The organism is Agrobacterium sp. V1 (assembly GCF_030518355.1).
Classification (GTDB): domain Bacteria; phylum Pseudomonadota; class Alphaproteobacteria; order Rhizobiales; family Rhizobiaceae; genus Agrobacterium; species Agrobacterium cucumeris.
Genome location: NZ_JAULSF010000001.1, coordinates 533,550 through 549,938 on the forward strand (window position 1 = coordinate 533,550; position 16,389 = coordinate 549,938).

19 protein-coding genes, 1 pseudogene and 1 riboswitch are annotated in these 16,389 nt (G+C 60.6%); of the genes and pseudogenes, 10 read left to right on the forward strand and 10 right to left on the reverse strand.

Annotation, left to right across the window (positions count from 1 at the left end; translation table 11 throughout):
* The first annotated feature begins 28 nt into the window (after positions 1 to 28).
* The 5 genes from QSV77_RS02570 (at position 29) to QSV77_RS02590 (ending at position 3,358) form a co-directional block, all read left to right on the forward strand.
* The gene (locus QSV77_RS02570) at positions 29 to 463 is read left to right on the forward strand and encodes a cytochrome c (RefSeq protein ID WP_302732427.1); all 435 of its coding nucleotides are present in this window, start codon (positions 29 to 31) and stop codon (positions 461 to 463) included.
* An 87-nt stretch (positions 464 to 550) separates the two neighbouring features.
* On the forward strand, positions 551 to 1,471 hold the full coding sequence (locus QSV77_RS02575; RefSeq protein ID WP_302732428.1) for a cytochrome c: 921 nt from the start codon (positions 551 to 553) through the stop codon (positions 1,469 to 1,471).
* A gap of 270 nt (positions 1,472 to 1,741) precedes the next feature.
* A riboswitch (cobalamin riboswitch) is annotated at positions 1,742 to 1,970 on the forward strand.
* A gap of 161 nt (positions 1,971 to 2,131) precedes the next feature.
* Positions 2,132 to 2,314 (forward strand): CbtB domain-containing protein, encoded by a 183-nt coding sequence (locus QSV77_RS02580; protein WP_046798597.1) that lies wholly within the window; start codon positions 2,132 to 2,134, stop codon positions 2,312 to 2,314.
* An 11-nt stretch (positions 2,315 to 2,325) separates the two neighbouring features.
* Positions 2,326 to 3,039 carry a CbtA family protein gene (locus QSV77_RS02585; RefSeq protein WP_142839337.1) on the forward strand — a complete coding sequence of 238 codons (714 nt, stop codon included), beginning with the start codon at positions 2,326 to 2,328 and terminating at the stop codon, positions 3,037 to 3,039.
* Between the two features lie 4 nt (positions 3,040 to 3,043).
* Entirely contained in the window at positions 3,044 to 3,358 is a 315-nt protein-coding gene (locus QSV77_RS02590) for a hypothetical protein (protein WP_302732429.1), read from the forward strand.
* Between the two features lie 174 nt (positions 3,359 to 3,532).
* Here the strand turns inward: QSV77_RS02590 and QSV77_RS02595 are convergent, their stop codons facing one another.
* From QSV77_RS02595 to QSV77_RS02615, 5 genes and pseudogenes are all read right to left on the reverse strand, one after another.
* A complete protein-coding gene (locus QSV77_RS02595) occupies positions 3,533 to 4,099 on the reverse strand; it encodes a type 1 glutamine amidotransferase family protein (protein WP_302732430.1) in 567 nt (188 codons plus the stop codon).
* Between the two features lie 21 nt (positions 4,100 to 4,120).
* Positions 4,121 to 4,609, reverse strand: coding sequence for a GNAT family N-acetyltransferase (locus QSV77_RS02600; protein ID WP_003509304.1), 489 nt, complete (start codon positions 4,607 to 4,609; stop codon positions 4,121 to 4,123).
* Positions 4,610 to 4,803: 194 nt separating this feature from the next.
* Positions 4,804 to 5,751, reverse strand: a pseudogene (gene pip, locus QSV77_RS02605) (prolyl aminopeptidase).
* An 81-nt stretch (positions 5,752 to 5,832) separates the two neighbouring features.
* Positions 5,833 to 6,246, reverse strand: a complete 414-nt coding sequence (locus QSV77_RS02610) for a helix-turn-helix domain-containing protein (protein WP_046798602.1) — start codon at positions 6,244 to 6,246, stop codon at positions 5,833 to 5,835.
* A gap of 109 nt (positions 6,247 to 6,355) precedes the next feature.
* Entirely contained in the window at positions 6,356 to 6,709 is a 354-nt protein-coding gene (locus QSV77_RS02615; RefSeq protein WP_142839341.1) for a hypothetical protein, read from the reverse strand.
* Between the two features lie 127 nt (positions 6,710 to 6,836).
* Here QSV77_RS02615 and dmeR point away from each other — a divergent pair, with 127 nt between their 5' ends.
* Positions 6,837 to 7,109 carry a Ni(II)/Co(II)-sensing transcriptional repressor DmeR gene (gene dmeR, locus QSV77_RS02620; RefSeq protein ID WP_003509296.1) on the forward strand — a complete coding sequence of 91 codons (273 nt, stop codon included), beginning with the start codon at positions 6,837 to 6,839 and terminating at the stop codon, positions 7,107 to 7,109.
* An 80-nt stretch (positions 7,110 to 7,189) separates the two neighbouring features.
* Complete coding sequence (gene dmeF / locus QSV77_RS02625; RefSeq protein WP_302732431.1) at positions 7,190 to 8,173, forward strand: CDF family Co(II)/Ni(II) efflux transporter DmeF; 984 nt, start codon at positions 7,190 to 7,192, stop codon at positions 8,171 to 8,173.
* Between the two features lie 10 nt (positions 8,174 to 8,183).
* Here the strand turns inward: dmeF and QSV77_RS02630 are convergent, their stop codons facing one another.
* The 4 genes from QSV77_RS02630 to QSV77_RS02645 form a co-directional block, all read right to left on the reverse strand.
* Positions 8,184 to 8,471 (reverse strand): hypothetical protein, encoded by a 288-nt coding sequence (locus QSV77_RS02630; RefSeq protein ID WP_046798605.1) that lies wholly within the window; start codon positions 8,469 to 8,471, stop codon positions 8,184 to 8,186.
* Between the two features lie 373 nt (positions 8,472 to 8,844).
* On the reverse strand, positions 8,845 to 9,981 hold the full coding sequence (locus QSV77_RS02635) for a glycine betaine/L-proline ABC transporter ATP-binding protein (RefSeq protein WP_302732432.1): 1,137 nt from the start codon (positions 9,979 to 9,981) through the stop codon (positions 8,845 to 8,847).
* The gene (locus QSV77_RS02640; protein WP_065115145.1) at positions 9,974 to 10,882 is read right to left on the reverse strand and encodes a proline/glycine betaine ABC transporter permease; all 909 of its coding nucleotides are present in this window, start codon (positions 10,880 to 10,882) and stop codon (positions 9,974 to 9,976) included. The genes QSV77_RS02635 and QSV77_RS02640 overlap by 8 nt, the downstream gene beginning before the upstream one ends.
* 241 nt (positions 10,883 to 11,123) lie before the next feature.
* Entirely contained in the window at positions 11,124 to 12,134 is a 1,011-nt protein-coding gene (locus QSV77_RS02645) for an ABC transporter substrate-binding protein (protein ID WP_174022218.1), read from the reverse strand.
* On the opposite strand from QSV77_RS02645, the gene QSV77_RS02650 reads away from it, so the two are divergent.
* Entirely contained in the window at positions 12,133 to 12,351 is a 219-nt protein-coding gene (locus QSV77_RS02650) for a hypothetical protein (protein ID WP_174022212.1), read from the forward strand. The two genes, QSV77_RS02645 and QSV77_RS02650, sit on opposite strands and share 2 nt — an antisense overlap.
* A 279-nt stretch (positions 12,352 to 12,630) precedes the next feature.
* Here the strand turns inward: QSV77_RS02650 and QSV77_RS02655 are convergent, their stop codons facing one another.
* Positions 12,631 to 14,730: a S9 family peptidase gene (locus QSV77_RS02655; RefSeq protein ID WP_302732433.1), complete on the reverse strand. Its 2,100-nt coding sequence runs from the start codon at positions 14,728 to 14,730 to the stop codon at positions 12,631 to 12,633.
* A 236-nt stretch (positions 14,731 to 14,966) separates the two neighbouring features.
* Between QSV77_RS02655 and QSV77_RS02660 the strand changes: the two genes are divergently transcribed.
* Together QSV77_RS02660 and QSV77_RS02665 are read left to right on the forward strand one after the other, a co-directional pair.
* Entirely contained in the window at positions 14,967 to 15,368 is a 402-nt protein-coding gene (locus QSV77_RS02660) for a DUF930 domain-containing protein (protein WP_082183934.1), read from the forward strand.
* 105 nt (positions 15,369 to 15,473) lie between these two features.
* Positions 15,474 to 16,382, forward strand: a complete 909-nt coding sequence (locus QSV77_RS02665; RefSeq protein WP_302732434.1) for a dihydrodipicolinate synthase family protein — start codon at positions 15,474 to 15,476, stop codon at positions 16,380 to 16,382.
* Positions 16,383 to 16,389 lie beyond the last annotated feature (7 nt).

Here is a 16,389-nt window from a genome sequence, read left to right on the forward strand (position 1 = left end):
CACCCGGCCGGAATCAAGGAGAGAGTGTATGAAACTGAAAACCATCGCGGCGGCCATGCTTTTCGGCTGTCTTTGCGCCGGAGCGGTCTTCGCTGCCGGCGAAGTCGAAAAACGCGAAGGCATGATGAAGCAGATCGGCGGCTCCATGGGGGCGTTGGCTGCCATCTCCAAGGGCCAGAAGCCCTTCGACGCCGAGGCCGTCAAGGCTGCCGTGACGACCATCAGCACCAATGCCAAGGCTTTCCCCGAACAGTTCCCCGCTGGCACCGAGACCGGCAGCGCGGCTGCTCCCGCCATCTGGGAAAATTTCGAAGACTTCAAGGCCAAGGCTGCCAAGCTCGGTGCTGATGCCGACACGATTCTTGCCAATCTCCCCACCGATCAGGCGGGCGTCACCACCGCCATGCAGACGCTCGGCGCAGATTGCGGCACCTGCCACCAGACCTATCGTCTGAAGAAATAATCCCGAATTTCAAAACGCCGCTTCCCGGCGGCGTTTTTTCACTTTGAAAGACACCTGATCAGCTCGGGTGAGAATGGGGAGAGGGGTATGTCTTCCATTTGGACGAAGCTTGTGGGCGGGGCCGTGATCGCAGCCGTTGCCGGCTACGGCATTTTCGCCTGGGTCACCGCGCCGCAGCGTCAGGCGCCCAGCCACTGGGTCAGCCTCGGCGAGCCGGATCTGGCCAATGGCGAAACGCTGTTCTGGGCGGGTGGCTGTGCAAGCTGTCATGCCGCACCGGATGCCACGGGTGACGCGCTGCGGACGCTTGCCGGCGGGCAGCCGCTGAAAAGCCCCTTCGGCACCTTCCACGTTCCCAATATTTCCTCTGATCCGCAGCACGGTATCGGCGGCTGGACGCTGGCGGAATTCGGCGATGCCATGACGCGCGGGGTGGGAAAGAACGGCGAACATCTGTACCCGTCCTTCCCCTACGCTTCCTATGCGCGCATGACGCAGAAGGATGTGAACGACCTCTTCGGTTATCTGAAAACCCTGCCGGCCAGCCAGAATGATGCGCCGGATCACGACCTGCCGTTTCCCTTCAACCTGCGCATGGCGCTCGGCGGCTGGAAGTTCCTGTATTTCGACACCTCCGCCCCGCCGCGCGTCGAGCTTGCCAATGCCAATGCCGAATTGCTGCGCGGCCAATATCTGGTCGAAGGGCCGGGCCATTGCGGCGAATGCCACACCCCGCGCGATGCTCTCGGCGGTTTCCTGAAAGACAAATGGCTGGCCGGCGGCCCCAACCCGGAAGGGGAGGGCCGTATCCCCGATATCACGCCCGGTTCTGCGAGCATCGGCGCCTGGACGGCGGCCGATATTGCCGGCTACCTGGAAACCGGCTTCACCCCGGAATTCGACAGCGTCGGCGGCTCCATGGTCAAGGTGCAGCAGAACATGGCGCATCTGACCGCCGAAGACCGCAATGCGATTGCCGCCTATCTGAAGGCGATCCCGTCTCGGTAGGGAGCTTGAAGCTCCCCTCCGTCATACCGGCCTTGAGCGGGTATGCAGCCAGCCCAAGCCATTGGGCTGAGGGAGCTTTTTAGCCGTTCAGACGCACGTCGGCTGGATTCCGGCTCAGGGCCGGAATGACGGGAGATTGTTTTTTCGTTCCGGTTTCTCTTCCCAGTCTAAAACCCACAGCCATGGGCTAAACTCCACGATGACGTTGACTGAGGTGCGCTGCCGGCAGTGCCAAGATCTCGCCGCCATTGACTCCCGCACCCACCCGGCAGATAACATCTGCGTGATGGTTCCTTCCGGGCGTTCCGGAAGGTGAAAAGGGAACACGATAGGGAGCAATCCTCATTCGTGGCTGCCCCCGCAACTGTGAGCGGAGAGCCTGAAACGAAATGCCACTGGCAAGCCATCTCGCCCCCATTCAAGGCGAGGGCGATGCCGGGAAGGTGTTTCAGGTTTTGACCCGCAAGCCAGGAGACCTGCCATCGCGGAAATGTCCATGCCGGCGGGGTGTCCGGAAGAGCGGAATGTCAGGGTCGTCGGTTCGGTACCCCTGTTTCAGTCTCGTATCCCCGTGGTGAAGTTTATCATATGCAGCTGCGCGGCTTTTTTGCCGTTCGGCTGTATCTTATGGCGCGGGGTCGCGCCGGGAGAGGGGTCACCATGTCCATCCAGCAGAATACGGCCAATGCTGCCGTTTCAGCAAAAACGGGCAGCTTCGCGCAATCGCTGACGGCGATCGTGCTGGGTCTGTTCGTAGTCGGTTTTGTCGGCTTTTCGCATGTGGAAGCCGTTCACAACGCCGCGCATGACACGCGTCATGCCAATGCCTTCCCCTGCCATTGAGGGGAAACGGCATGTCATTTTTTCGCAATATCGTTTTTACCGCCGTTCTGGTCGGTATCGTTGGCGGTTTAGCCGTCTCGGCCATGCAGGCTTTCGGCACCACGCCGCTCATCCTTCAGGCGGAAACCTTTGAAAGCGCCGGCGGCGAAGCGGCCCACAGCCATGATGCGGCAGCACCCGGCGCTGCGGTTCCCGCCCATGAGCACAATGACGAGGCATGGGCTCCGGCCGATGGCTTCGAGCGCACGGCCTATACCGTTGCCGCCAATGTGCTGACGGCCATCGGTTACGCGCTTGTTCTGACCGGTCTCATCTCGCTGCGTGGCACCGATGCCGGCTGGCGCGAAGGTCTTCTGTGGGGCGTTGCCGGTTTTGCCGCCGTCATGCTCGCACCGATGATCGGCCTGCCGCCGGAATTGCCGGGAAGCCCGGCCGCAGCACTTGAGGCACGGCAGATCTGGTGGCTCTCGACGGTTGTCGCAACCGCGGGCGGCATTGCGCTGATCGCGTTTCGCCGCGAGCCCTGGGCCATCGTTCTGGCTCTGGTGTTGATCGTCGCACCGCATGTGGTGGGCGCACCGCTGCCGCCGGAAGGCGAACATGCGCTGGCGCCGCTGCCGCTGGAACGGCAGTTCATCGTTGCCGCCACCATCACCAGTTTCGTTTTCTGGGCGCTGCTTGGTACGTTGAGCGCGTTTTTCCTGAAACGCTTCCAGTCGGCTTGAAACCATGCAGGACGCAGCGGAGTGGAGTGACGAACTCGATGCGCTGCGTTTTGCCGTTCCCGGTCACGGCGCTTTCTGCGCCGTGCACCGCCTTGCCTTCAAGGCCGCTCTGGGCAAAAGTCCCGATCGTGATGCGGCGCTTGCCTATTTTCAAGACCACGAAACTGCCTTTGCCGCTGCGGCACTCGCCAAGATCAAACGCTCAAATTTGCCCGCCGGCCGCAGCCTGCATTTGAACAGCCGCGATATCCGCCGCGCGATTGCCGGCGAGGGGCCGGAGTTTGCGGCGCGTGTGTGCCGGGTGCTTGATCGGCACTGACTGGCCTGATGCTCCCCCTTCCGTCATGCCGGCCTTGAGCCGGTATCCAGCCAGCCCAGGTCCCTGGGCTGAAAAGACTCTTCTCGCCGCGCAGACGCGCGTCGGCTGGATTCCGGCTCAAGGCCGGAATGACGGGGAAGTGGAGAGATTGTACGGCATCAAGATGGCGACGCCTTACCGATGCTCCGCCGCGAAAATTCCAAGTTCCGCCTCGGCTTCCGGACCAAAGAGGCCGAGGTTTTTCAGAATTTCCACCGCGAAGCTCACCGGTGCGCTGCCGGCGGCCGTGATGACGCCGCCATCGCTGACCGCCTTCGGCTGGTCGCGATAAAGACCATCGCCACGATAGGCCGGATAGGCCTTGTGTGACGCGAGCGAATTGCCGGTATGGGCGACATGGTTCAGGATACCCGTGCTTGCCAGCGCGCTTGCCGCCGCACAGATACCGGCAACCAGCCGGTCCTTTTCGCGAAAGCGCTGCACCAGCCCGCCAAGATCGGCGGCCGTGCCCTTTTCCCAGCTGAGACCGCCGGGAATGACGAGCGCATCGATGTTATCAGGATCAAGCGCGTCATAGGAGGTTTCGGGCGTCACATTCAGCCCGCCCATCGACGTTACCGGCCGCCCGTCCGGGGTGGCATGAACGATTTCGACGCCGAGATAGCTGCGTGCCGCCGCCGCAAGCAGCGCCGGTTCCCAGTCCGCAAAATCCTGCGCCAGCGCAATGGCGATCCGTGTCATGGCCGTCTCCGTCGGTTGTGATCAGGCGATGGACTGCATGTAGCGCATGCCGGTGACCGGACGCGGCGCGAAATCCATGTTTTCGTAGAAACGATGTGCCGCCACATTGCCGGTCGTGGCGCTGACGGAAAGATAATCGCAGCCCAGCCGCTTGGCGATATCGCGGGCGCGGGAAACCAGATGCTGGCCGGTGCCGTGGCCGCGATGGCCGTCACGCACGAAGAGATGGTGCAGTTCAAGCCCGCGCCGGCCTTCCTGCGCCCTGTAGAGCGGCAGAAGCAGCGCGTAGCCGATCAGCGCGCCATCGGCTTCGGCGACAAGACCATGCACCCAGGGCAGGGGGCCGAACAGGTCGCGCTCAAGCTTGGCGGGCGTGATTGCCGCCGCATCGCCGTGGTAGGAGGCAAGCAGCGTGATCATCTCGTTAAGCTCGGGCAAATCCGTCTTGCGGGCGCCGCGAATGATGACGACGGGCGGTCTTTCCAGTGTAAGGGAGCTATCTTCGGTCATTTTTTCGGTCCTTTGGTCTTATCTGTGCCGTCAGGACGTTTGAAAACAACAAAGCCGCCTGACGGCGGCTTGTTGACAATATGATCTGTCGAGCCGCCCTTAAAGGTAGGCCCAAAAGTACGAGCAGGAGATGGGTGCGCGTTCGTTGATCATGTCATTGCAATGCGCCCGAATCCGTAATCTGTCAAGCGGCTTCAATTTGCAAATCGTGCGATTGCTGAAACAATCGCATCTTCCATCCCGGCATCACCGGCGGAATGCCCGGCTCCACCTATGGCAATCAGTTCGCTTCCCGGCCATGTGGCGGCAAGTTCGTAAGCGGTGACGGGCGGTCCCTGCAGGTCGCGCATGCCCTGGATGAGCATGCCGGGAATGCCGGCAAGCAGGCCGGCATTGCGCAGAAGCACGCCGTCCTCCAGCCAGGCCGCATGGTGGAAATAATGGGCGCAGAGACGGGCGCGGGTCAGGATATAATCGCTGTCGCGCCATTTTTCCGGAAAGGCCGAGCTGGCCTCCGCACTGATCGAGCCCGCCTCCCACAAATGCCATTCAAGCGCCGCCATCTGGCGGATGGCCGGGTCAGGATCGTTTAAAAGCTGCAGATACGCGCCGACGGGATCTTCCTTCGGCAGATGATCCGGGATAGCCGCGATGAAACGCTGCCATTGTTGCGGCAGAAACATCGCCAGCCCCTTGTAAAGCCAGTCGATTTCCTTTTGCCGCGTGGTGGTGACGCCGGCCAGCACCATCGCGCGCACCCGCTCCGGGTGGCGCTGGGCATAGGCCAGCGCGAGTGTGGCGCCCCAGGAGCTGCCGTAAACCAGCCAGTCATCCACCGAAAGCGCGCAGCGGATAGCCTCCATGTCATCGATCAGGTGATGTGTGGTGTTATGCGCGAGGCTCTCGCTAGCATTCGGCGTGCTTTTGCCACAGCCGCGCTGGTCGAACTGGATGATGCGGTAATGGGCGGGATCGAAATAGCGTCTGGCCGTCGCCGAAAGCCCCGAACCGGGGCCGCCATGCAGCAGGATCGCCAGCCGCCCCGCCGGATTGCCGGCAATCGTCACATGCAGCCGGTGGCCTTCTGAAACCTCAAGAAAAACAGTCTAGAACGGAGTGATTTCGGGAAATATTTCGGCCATCCGGCATCCCTTCTTCAAGCAGGAGAGAGCGCATACAGGGCGCGGATGACAGTGGAATGTCAGCCCTGTTCCGGGTCGGCCCTAGTGTTCGCCGCCGCACATGCCGTGGTCGGAGAGCGCACGGATAACGTAGCAATCCTCGATCGAATGGCCATCGCAATGGGCGACGATGCGTTCCAGCTCGTGCTCCAGTTTCCTGAGCTTGGCGATTTTTTCGCGCACATCGGCCAGATGTTCGGCGGCAATGCGATCCGCTCCCTCGCACGGCATCTGCCGGTGCTGGCTAAGCGCGATCAGCTCGCGGATGGCATCGATATTCAGCCCGAGATCGCGGGCGTGGCGGATGAAGGCCAGCCTTTCGAGGTCGGATTTTTCATAACGGCGCTGGTTGCCATCGGAACGATCCGCCTCGCGGATGAGGCCCATCTGCTCGTAATAACGGATCGTCGGCACCTTGACGCCGGTGCGTTTCGACAGTTCACCGATGGACAGCATGGCTTTCTCCATATCGCGGACGCTGCAGAGTGGCGGAATAGTTCCGCCGCTCATCATCCGATGCTCTAGTCTCTAGAGATATGGCTTTTTTGCCCGCTGTTCAATGGGGTCAGGCCGCTTCGTTCACACCCAGCGCCTCAGCCAATGCCTTCAGAACTTCGTTCTCAATATTGGCTGCGGCTTCAGGCTGGGCGGCGGTTGCCATTTCAAAGGCCGGCTTGGCTGCGTCGGAGACGCCGCTGTCGAGATTCCACAATGCGGCGGCAAGGCCGGCCGATACGCTGGCGGCAGCCGGCGCGACCGCGGTGGCGACGCTCTCGGCGCTCGAGATGGCGCGGTGTGCGGCGCGGGTCAATTCCAGCAGGGCTTCGGTGGTGGAGTGGGTTTCCTTGTTTTTCGTCGGCTCAAGGGTCCGGACCGGAGATGCATAATAGCTGGTGGTGGTTGCTGCGATAGTCGTCATGACTGAGTCCCCAAGTTCTGATGGGGTATTTTTAGGGGCCGAAACATTCGCGAGGATTGCGTCGCGCAGGACTTGAACGAAAAATCGACGTAATATAGTATACCCCCCTATCCTATATGAGGTGCTTATGTCCCATACGATCCGCAACAAGGAGAAGCTGCTCGCCCGCATCCGCCGCCTGAAAGGGCAGATGGAAGCGGTCGAGCGGGCGCTTGATGATGCCAAGCCCTGCGGCGAGGTGCTGCAATTGCTGGCTTCGGTGCGCGGCGCGCTTTCCGGCCTGACGGGGGAGGTGATGCAGGAGCATCTGCACGAACATGTGGTGCATGCCGAAAATGAAGACGAGCGGGCGCGGGCAGCGGAAGAGCTGGCCCAGGTGCTGAAGACCTACATCCGCTAGCAGGCCCTCCAAACTGTCCGCGACTTTGGGAAAGGCCATGCGTGGAACGACTAGCTTGAAGATCGAACAGGATTAGCGACATGACGACGACATCCGAATTCCCTGCCACGACCGGCCACGACCATGTTTTTCTCGGCCAGAACCATGAGCGCAATGAAAAGCGCGTGTGGATGGTGATTGCGCTGACCACGGTGATGATGGTGGCCGAGATTGTCGCCGGCCACTGGTTCGGCTCCATGGCATTGACGGCTGACGGATGGCACATGTCCACCCATGCGGGCGCGATGCTGATTTCCGCGCTGGCCTATCTTTATGCCCGGCGTGAAGCGCGCAACCCGCGCTTCACTTTCGGTACCGGCAAGTTCGGCGATCTCGCGGGTTTTGCCAGCGCCATCGTGCTGGCGGTGGTGGCGCTGCTGATTGCCGTTGAAAGTGCCATGCGCCTCGTCAATCCGGTTGAAATCGACTTCAACCAGGCGATCCTCGTCGCCGTCATCGGTCTTGCCGTCAATCTCGTCAGCGCTGTGCTGTTGAAGGATGACCATCATCATGATCACGGGCATGGGCACGGCTCGCATGCCCATCACGGCCATGGCAGCCACGCGCATCATGGAGACCATGGCGCGGCAAAGGGTGGCAGGGACAATAATCTGCGCGCCGCCTATCTGCATGTGCTGGCGGATGCGTTGACCTCGGTTCTCGCCATTGTCGCGCTGCTGCTCGGCAAATGGAACGGCTGGTCCTTTCTAGACCCGCTGATGGGCATTGTCGGCGGTCTGGTCATCGCCCGCTGGTCATGGGGTCTCGTGCGCTCGACGGCAACAACCCTGCTCGATGCCGTGCCGCAGACGGAAGATCTGCCGCAGGAAATTCGTGAAAGCGTCGAGACGGAAGAAGATCGCATCACCGACCTGCATGTCTGGCAGGTGGGGCCGGGGCATCACGCCGCTATTGTGGCGATCCAGTCGCAGGCACCGAAGGCGCCTGATTTCTACAAGCGGAAACTTGCAGCCATACATGAACTGTCGCATGTGACGGTGGAGGTCAGCCCGGCAAGGGCCTGAGAAGAATCGCCTATTCGTATTCGGAATAGGCGCTGCGCACCCACTCGGCCTGTGCTTCCGCCTTGTCCTCGGCGGAAGCCACTGCGGGCGTATCCTGATAGGCCGGCGCGCTGCCATTGCCCACGGCCCACAACACGTTGGCCAGCGAATGCGAAAGAATGGTGCTGGAAACGGTGGGGTTGCCGGGGCCGCGTTTAACGGCCTGCTCCTCCGGCGTGCTCTGCGCGCTGCCGGTTTTTTCGATCTCGCGGATACGTCCCTGATAATTGTATCCGCCGATATTGCTTTCGATCTGCATGTCGGTGATTCCGCGTTCAAAAGTTAACGAAGGGTTAACGGCGGCGACTTGTCTGAAACTTGCGCTTGTTGCGTTGCAGCGACTGTCCCGGCTTGACAGGCGGTGAAGTGGTGCTTCGTTTTGGCGGGAAGAGGCGGGAAGAGGCGGGAAGAGGCGGGTAAGGGGAAGTGGTCCTTCATGATCGCGCAACGAAGACGAATAAGGTCACATCATGCCGACATTGTTACAGGCCTCGCCCCAGCCTCCGCGTCATCCTCGCCCTTGAGGCGAGGATCTATTTTCAAGCCCCATAGCGTCCAGCCGTGGATCCTCGCCTCAAGGGCGAGGATGACGCGGAGTGCGGGGTAAGGGGTGAACACGAGAACTTATCAGACTATGCCGTTTCCTTCTCCACCGGCAAAACCGCCTCCCGCACCTTCGCAGGCTCCTCCACCATCTCGGCCTTCTGCGGCGCGGGTGTCACCACCTCAACCGCCGCCTCCGCCTCCTGCGGGGCGGGTGTCACCATGGCCGCCACCAGCGTATCGAGGCCGATCGAGCCGACAGCTTTGCCGTCCTCATCCACCACATGCGCCTGTGTCTCGTTGGCTTCCGACATATCGCGGGCAATGGTCTCCAGCGTCGCGTTCACTGGCACCGGCATGCCTTCCGGCTTGCTGTCCAGCGGCTCCATGACCGTGGTGGCCTGAAGCACGCGGCCGCGATTGACGTCGCGCACGAAGTCGGTGACGTAGCCATCGGCAGGGGAGAGAATGATGCTCTGGCCGTCGCCCTGCTGCACCACTTCGCCGTCCTTCAGAATGGCGATGTGGTCGCCGAGCCGCAAAGCCTCGTCCAGATCATGGGTGATGAACACCACGGTCTTCTTCAGCTCCTGCTGCAGATCGAGCAGCATGGTCTGCATATCGACGCGGATCAGCGGATCAAGCGCCGAATAGGCTTCATCCATCAGCAGAATATCGGCGTCATTGGCAAGCGCCCGGGCAAGGCCCACACGCTGCTGCATGCCGCCGGAAAGCTGGTTCGGGTAATAATCCTCGTAACCGGCAAGGCCGACACGCTCCAGCCAGTAACGCCCCTTTTCTTCGCTTTCCTTGCGCGGCACGCCCTGGATGTCGAGACCGTAGACGCTGTTTTCCAGCACCGTGCGATGCGGCAGCAGCCCGAATTTCTGGAACACCATTGCCGTCTTGAGACGGCGGAATTTCCTGAGCGCCGAGGTGCTCATGCCGCAGATATCCTCGCCGTCATAAAGAACCTCGCCGGCGGTCGGGTCGATCAGCCGGTTGATGTGGCGGATGAGCGTCGACTTGCCGGAGCCGGAAAGGCCCATGACGACGGTGATCTTGCCGCCCGGCATGGTGATGTTGATGTTGTTGAGGCCAAGCACGTGGTTGTGTTTGTCGTTCAGCTCCACCTTGTCCATGCCGGATCGCACCGCTTCGAGATATTTCTCGGGATGCTTGCCGAAGATCTTGTAGAGGTTGCGGATTTCGATGCTTTTAGCCATGGGAGACCTCGCGGTATTTCTGCAGGCGCTTGCCAAAAGCCTGGCTCGCCCGGTCGAACATGATGGCGATGGCGACCAGAGCGAAACCGTTCAGGAAGCCCACCGTGAAGAACTGGTTGTTGATGGCCTGCAGCACGTTCTTGCCGAGCCCGCCGACACCGACCATGGAGGCGACGACGACCATGGCGAGCGCCATCATGATGGTCTGGTTGATGCCGGTCATGATGGTGGGCAGCGCCAGCGGCAGCTGCACGTTGAACAGCTTCTGGCCATTGGAGGAGCCGAAGGCGTCGGCCGCCTCAAGCACTTCCCGGTCCACCAGGCGAATGCCGAGGCTGGTCAGGCGAATGACGGGCGGAATGGCATAGATCACCACTGCGATCAGGCCCGGAACCTTGCCGATGCCGAAAATCACCACCACGGGGATGAGATAAACGAAGCTGGGCAGGGTCTGCATCACGTCGAGCACGGGATTGATGAGGCGTTGCAGGCGTTCGGAACGACCCATCAGGATGCCGAGCGGCAGGCCGATGACGATGGCGATCAGGGTGGCGATGGCGACGATGGACAGTGTCGTCATGGCGTCTCGCCAGAGGCCGACCGCGCCGATCATCAGCAGGGAAATGGCGGTGCCGCCGGTGATCTTGAAGCTACGCCCGGCCAGATGCACGATGGCGAGAATGACCAGCATCGTGATGATCCACGGCGTCTGGATGAACAGCCGCTCCGAGGAATTGAGGAAGAGCTGCAGCGGATGCACGACGACGTCGATCGCATCGCCGTAATTGCGCACGATGTCGCGAAAACCATCGTCGATGGTCTTGCGTGCCACACGCATCGTGGAGTTGTCGATTGCCGGGAACTTGCAGAGCAGGTCCGGCAGATAATTGCAGAGGGCCATTATTGTTGTTTTCCCTTTGGGTTTTGGGGATGGGGGGAGGTTGGAGTGCGCGGGCACCCCCCTCTGTCCTGCCGGACATCTCCCCCTCAAGGGGGGAGATCGACCTGCGGCAAGGTCTCGCCCATCAAACACGTTGCGGATTTGTGAGAAGGGTGCGCCCAGCCGATCTCCCTCCTTGAGGGGGAGATGCCCGGCAGGGCAGAGGGGGTAAGCGGCTTGCGCGGACTCCCCCATCACCCAATCACATCGAAGCCTTGATCTTCTCCGCCACCTCGGCCGGAACCCACTTCGTCCAGATTTCCTCATGGTTCTCGAGGAAATATTCCGCGCCATCCTCGTTGGTGCCCTGGTTCTCATCCATCCAGGCAAGGATTTCGGCGACCATCTTGTTGTCCCAGTTGCGGGCCTTGATGTAGTCCATCGTCACCCCGGCCTTGCCTTCGAAATCCTTGGTGATGACGGTAAAGACATCGGCCACCGGATAGGCGTTGACCTTGGGATCGGCGCAATCGACCTTGGCGGTGCATTCGTCGAAATGGGCGCGGTCAAGCTCGACGCCGTCATCCAGCTTCACCATCTCGTATTTGCCGAGAATGGCGGTGGGCGACCAGTAATAGCCGAGCCAACCCTGCTTCTTTTCGAATGCATTGGCGATCGAGCCATCGAGGCCGGCGGCGGAGCCGGTATCGACTAGCGTGAAGCCCTTTTTGTCGCCTTCGCGTGCCTTGTAGAGATTGGTGGTGGTCACCTGGCAGTTCCAGCCGGAGGGGCAATTGTGCACGGCGCCCTTGCTGGCGTCCTCCGGGGCAGGGAAGAGCTCGGGATGTTTCAGCGCATCCTCGACGGTCTTGATATCGGGATGTTCATCGGCGATGAATTTCGGGATCCACCAGCCTTCGATACCGCCTTCGGAAAGAATTTTCGATGCCTCGATCATGCGGCCGTCCTTGACGGCGGCGTCGAGGGGCTCGCGTACGGCATTCACCCACAATTCGGGTGCCATGTCCGGCTGGCCCTTTTCGTTCATGGAGGCGAAGGTCGGCATGGTATCGCCGCTGACGACATTGACCGTGCAGTCATAGCCGTTTTCCATGATGAACTTGTCGACGTAAGCTGCGACACCGGCTGATGCCCAGTTCATTTCGGCGATGGAGATGCTGCCGCACTCTTCGGCGGCATTGGCGGAATTTGCTGCACCGGCAGCGATGATAAAGCCCGTTACGAGAATGGTCGAGGCGAGGAGTTTCTTCATGTGTAAGACCCCCAAGTCTGATGCAGTGTTTTCAATTGGCAAAGCGGGAGCACTGCAAAGCCCGGATTGCCAAGGGCGAACTGACATGGCGCATGGAAAAGCCGAAAAAAACCGGCGTCAAGAATATCCGCAAGACGTGCTGCAGGATTGCCGCGAGAAACGCGGCGGAAAGGCGCATGAATATGTCAACGACCGGCATAATACGGCCAAAAAGTGATATTGCAACGCAAAATGGCGCATCGCAGCCATGCGTTCGATTTTCGGAACATTTTTTCCGGTGGCGTAATACATGAAATGTATTTGAGATTTACTCAAGTCTATTATGATTTTTAGTAATACGAAATAAAAATCCACGCATTCGTAAAGTGAAGTTAAAGGAAAAGCAAGTGATGCGTTTTTGTGGAAAAAATATTCAGAAAGAGGTTTTTTGAAGGTATTTTCATACTGTTTTGGCTCGGGCGGCGGCTCCGTCGCCGCCCGTTTCGCAATCAAGGTCTCATACTGCGTCCTTGCCGGCCACTTTCAGCGCGAAGGCATATTCGAAGGCGATTTCTTCCAGCCGCTGGAAACGGCCGGACTTGCCGCCATGGCCGGCGGCCATGTTGGTCTTGAGCAGGATCGGCGCTTCCCCCGTCGTCTTTTCGCGCAGCTTCGCCACCCATTTGGTTGGTTCCCAATAGGTCACACGCGGGTCGGTGAGGCCGGATAGCGCGAGGATCGGCGGGTAAGGCTTCGCGCCGACATTGTCATAGGGGCTGTAGGCAGCGATCCAGCCATATTCCTCTGCCGATTCCAGCGGATTGCCCCATTCGGGCCATTCCGGCGGGGTCAGCGGCAGGGTGTCGTCAAGCATGGTGGTCAGCACGTCCACGAAGGGAACAGCGGCGATGATGCCGGCGAATTTTTCCGGCGCCATATTGGCCACAGCCCCCATCAGCATGCCGCCGGCCGAGCCGCCTTCGGCGATGATGCCCTCATACGAGGTGAAACTCTCCTGAACCAGATGATCGGCAGCGGCGATGAAGTCCTTGAAGGTGTTCTGCTTGTCTTCCATCTTGCCGGTTTCGTACCATTCGAAACCCTTGTCCTTGCCGCCGCGAATATGGGCGATGGCATAGATGAAACCACGGTCGGCGAGCGACAGTGTGGTGGTGGAGAAGGAGGCGGGAATGGTGATGCCGTAAGCGCCGTATCCATAGAGCAGGCAGGGGGCGGAACCGTTAAGCGCCACATCCTTGCGGTAAAGCAGCGAGACCGGCACCAGTTCGCCATCATGGGCGGGCGCCATGATGCGGCGCGTGATGTAATCATCAGGATTGTGGCCCGAGGGTACTTCCTGCGTCTTCAGAAGCGTACGCTCGCGCGTCACCATGTCGTAATCGAACAGCTGGCTCGGCGTCGTCATCGAGGAATAGGAAAAGCGGATGACGTCGGTGTCATATTCCGCCGCGCCATGCAGGCCGAGCGAATAGGCCTCTTCGGCAAAGGCGATGGAATGTTCCTCGCCCGTGCGACGATCGCGGATGACGATGCGCGGCAGGCCGTCGCGGCGCTCAAGCCAGATCAGGTGGCGGGCATAAGCATCGACGGAAAGAATGAGACGGCCCGGCTCATGCGGGACGATCTCTTTCCAGTTCTCTTTGCCCGGTGCTGTGACCGGCGCTTCCACGATGCGGAAATCCTTGGCGTCGCCGTCATTGGTGAGGATGAAGAAGACATCGCCGCCTTCGCACATCGAATATTCTATGCCCTCTTCGCGCTCTGCCACGATAGCAGGCTCGGCCGTCAGGTCGCTGGTGGAGAGAAGGCGATATTCGCTGGTTTCATGGTCGTGAATGTCGATGAAGATGAAATCGTCGAGAACCGACGCGCCGACGCCCATGAAGAAGCCGGGATCCTTTTCCTCATAGACCAGACGGTCGGACGATTGCGGCTCGCCGATAATATGGTGGAAGACCTTGGAGGGACGGTGGTTCTCGTCCTGCAGCGTATAAAAGAAGCTCTTGCCATCAGGCGCCCAGGCCCCGCCGCCGCCGGTGTTTTCCACGACGTCGGCAAGATCTTCGCCGGTTTCGAGGTTGCGGATGCGCAGCGTGAAATATTCCGAGCCCTTGTCGTCGTAACCCCAGATGCCGTGGCTGTGGTCGGAGGACTGGTCGAGGCCGGCAAGCCGGAAATAATCCTTGCCCTCGGCCTCCTTGTCACCATCAAGCAGCACGTGTTTTTCGCCGCCGCCGCGCGGGGTGCGGAAATAATGCGGCTGCTCGCCGCCGGTCACGAACAATGTCCCGTAAGCATAAGGCCCGTCATTGACGGGCACGGAGGAATCGTCCTGCTTGATGCGGCCCTTCATTTCCGTAAACAGCTTTTCCTGAAGCGCCTTGGTGTCACCCATCGCGGCTTCCATATAGGCGTTTTCCGCCTCCAGATGGGCGCGGATGGCCGGGTCGAGCAGGGTGGGGTCCTTGAACATGGCCTGCCAGTTATCGGCCCGGAACCATGCGTAATCGTCGGTGCGGGTAATGCCGTGATGTGTATCCTGAACGGGCCGTTTTTCGGCGGTCGGGGCGGCGGGCAGGTTCTTGAAAATCGGCAAGGGAAACTCGCTTTCCTGTAAAAATCCATGGGCAATACCAGGGTGTGGCACCAAGATGTAGAGTGACCCTACCGGCCGATCAAGTTTCAAATCTCCACAGGCGTAATGCGGCTTGGGCACAATTTGGTCAGCTTTCGATCACATTTTGGCAATATCCGGCAAATCAGCGATGATGGATGCAGGCCACCCGGCCTGCCGCCCACCACAAGAACAAACGAAAAAACTGACAGGATCCCATGCGAAAGCTTCTTCCCGCTGCCCTTTCTGCCTTTTTCCTTGGCTTGCAGGCCTTTACTCCCGCTTTCGCGATCGACGCCAGCGTCATGCGGCAGCTGAATGCGCTTGCCCCGGAAGAGCGCCTGGAACAGCGTTGCGATATCGAGGCGATGGAGAGGATAGCGACGGAGCAGAAGGGCATGCGGCCGGACAAGGTCATCGCTTATACCTTCGGTGATCCGGAAGTGGGCAAGAACTCCATCAAGGCGCCGGGCGCTGTCTTCAGGAGCGCGGGTGAATGGTACAAGCTGAAATACAAATGCCAGCTGAAGAGCGACAGCCTCAGCATCCAGTCCTTCGATTACCGCGTTGGCGACCGGATTCCCGAGGAGCAGTGGAAGAAGTTGTATCTTTATGACTAAGCAAGGATTTTTTCGGTTGCGGGCAGGGGTTTAGCCGCCGCTTTTCTTGCCGCTCCGCCACCGGCTCTGTAACCCTGCTTGCCGATCAAAGCGAGGGAGACGGGCATGGCGACACGATTCAAGGGACTTTCGGCTTTTCCGATCACGCCGGCCGATGAGGCCGGGCGGGTGGACACGCAGGCCTTCTCCGCGCTGATCGAGCGGCTGGATGTGGCGGCGGTCGATTCCGTCGGCATTCTCGGCAGCACCGGCATCTATATGTATCTCACGCGGGAAGAGAGACGCCGCGCCATCGAGGCGGCAGCCGCCATCCTCAAGGGCAAGCGCATCTTGATGGCCGGCGTCGGCGCATTGCGCACCGATGAGGCGGTGGCGCTGGCGAAGGATGCGGAAGCGGCCGGCGCCGATGCGCTGCTGCTCGCACCCGTCTCCTACACGCCGCTGACGCAGGAAGAGGCCTATCACCATTTCGCCGCGGTGGCGGGTGCGACGGCCCTGCCGCTTGCCATCTACAACAACCCGACGACGACGCGCTTTACCTTCAGCGACAAGCTTCTGGTGCGGCTTGCCTATATCCCCAATATCCGCGCCATCAAGATGCCGCTGCCTGCCGATTCCGATTATGCCGGTGAGCTCGCGCGGCTGAGACCGAAGCTGTCGGATGATTTCGCCATTGGTTACAGCGGTGACTGGGGCTGCGCCGACGCCACGCTTGCCGGCGGCGACACTTGGTACAGCGTGGTTGCCGGCCTGCTGCCAGTTCCGGCCCTGCAATTGATGCGCGCGGCTCAGGCCAAGAATGCGGAAGAGGCAAAGAGGATCGATGCGGCCTTCCAGCCGCTCTGGGCGCTGTTCAAGGAATTCGGCAGCATCCGCGTGGTTTACGCCGCTGCCAACATCCTGCAACTGACGGCGTGCGAACCGCCCCGGCCAATCCTGCCGCTCACCAGCGCGGAACGCCAGCGGGTGGAAGAGGCGCTGGACGCCCTGTCCGCGCTGGAAACCGCGCCATAATTCGGGC

Coding starts and splice junctions, on each gene's coding strand:
- QSV77_RS02610 (WP_046798602.1), bottom strand. CDS start 6,246: ATGCTGTCCATCGGTGAACTGTCGAAACGCACCGGCGTCAAGGTGCCG.
- dmeF (WP_302732431.1), top strand. CDS start 7,190: ATGACGACGACATCCGAATTCCCTGCCACGACCGGCCACGACCATGTT.
- QSV77_RS02640 (WP_065115145.1), bottom strand. CDS start 10,882: ATGGCCCTCTGCAATTATCTGCCGGACCTGCTCTGCAAGTTCCCGGCA.
- QSV77_RS02650 (WP_174022212.1), top strand. CDS start 12,133: ATGTGTAAGACCCCCAAGTCTGATGCAGTGTTTTCAATTGGCAAAGCG.
- QSV77_RS02585 (WP_142839337.1), top strand. CDS start 2,326: ATGTCATTTTTTCGCAATATCGTTTTTACCGCCGTTCTGGTCGGTATC.
- QSV77_RS02570 (WP_302732427.1), top strand. CDS start 29: ATGAAACTGAAAACCATCGCGGCGGCCATGCTTTTCGGCTGTCTTTGC.
- QSV77_RS02635 (WP_302732432.1), bottom strand. CDS start 9,981: ATGGCTAAAAGCATCGAAATCCGCAACCTCTACAAGATCTTCGGCAAG.
- QSV77_RS02665 (WP_302732434.1), top strand. CDS start 15,474: ATGGCGACACGATTCAAGGGACTTTCGGCTTTTCCGATCACGCCGGCC.
- QSV77_RS02615 (WP_142839341.1), bottom strand. CDS start 6,709: ATGACGACTATCGCAGCAACCACCACCAGCTATTATGCATCTCCGGTC.
- QSV77_RS02630 (WP_046798605.1), bottom strand. CDS start 8,471: ATGCAGATCGAAAGCAATATCGGCGGATACAATTATCAGGGACGTATC.
- QSV77_RS02600 (WP_003509304.1), bottom strand. CDS start 4,609: ATGACCGAAGATAGCTCCCTTACACTGGAAAGACCGCCCGTCGTCATC.
- QSV77_RS02645 (WP_174022218.1), bottom strand. CDS start 12,134: ATGAAGAAACTCCTCGCCTCGACCATTCTCGTAACGGGCTTTATCATC.
- QSV77_RS02590 (WP_302732429.1), top strand. CDS start 3,044: ATGCAGGACGCAGCGGAGTGGAGTGACGAACTCGATGCGCTGCGTTTT.
- QSV77_RS02595 (WP_302732430.1), bottom strand. CDS start 4,099: ATGACACGGATCGCCATTGCGCTGGCGCAGGATTTTGCGGACTGGGAA.
- QSV77_RS02660 (WP_082183934.1), top strand. CDS start 14,967: ATGCGAAAGCTTCTTCCCGCTGCCCTTTCTGCCTTTTTCCTTGGCTTG.
- QSV77_RS02580 (WP_046798597.1), top strand. CDS start 2,132: ATGTCCATCCAGCAGAATACGGCCAATGCTGCCGTTTCAGCAAAAACG.
- dmeR (WP_003509296.1), top strand. CDS start 6,837: ATGTCCCATACGATCCGCAACAAGGAGAAGCTGCTCGCCCGCATCCGC.
- QSV77_RS02575 (WP_302732428.1), top strand. CDS start 551: ATGTCTTCCATTTGGACGAAGCTTGTGGGCGGGGCCGTGATCGCAGCC.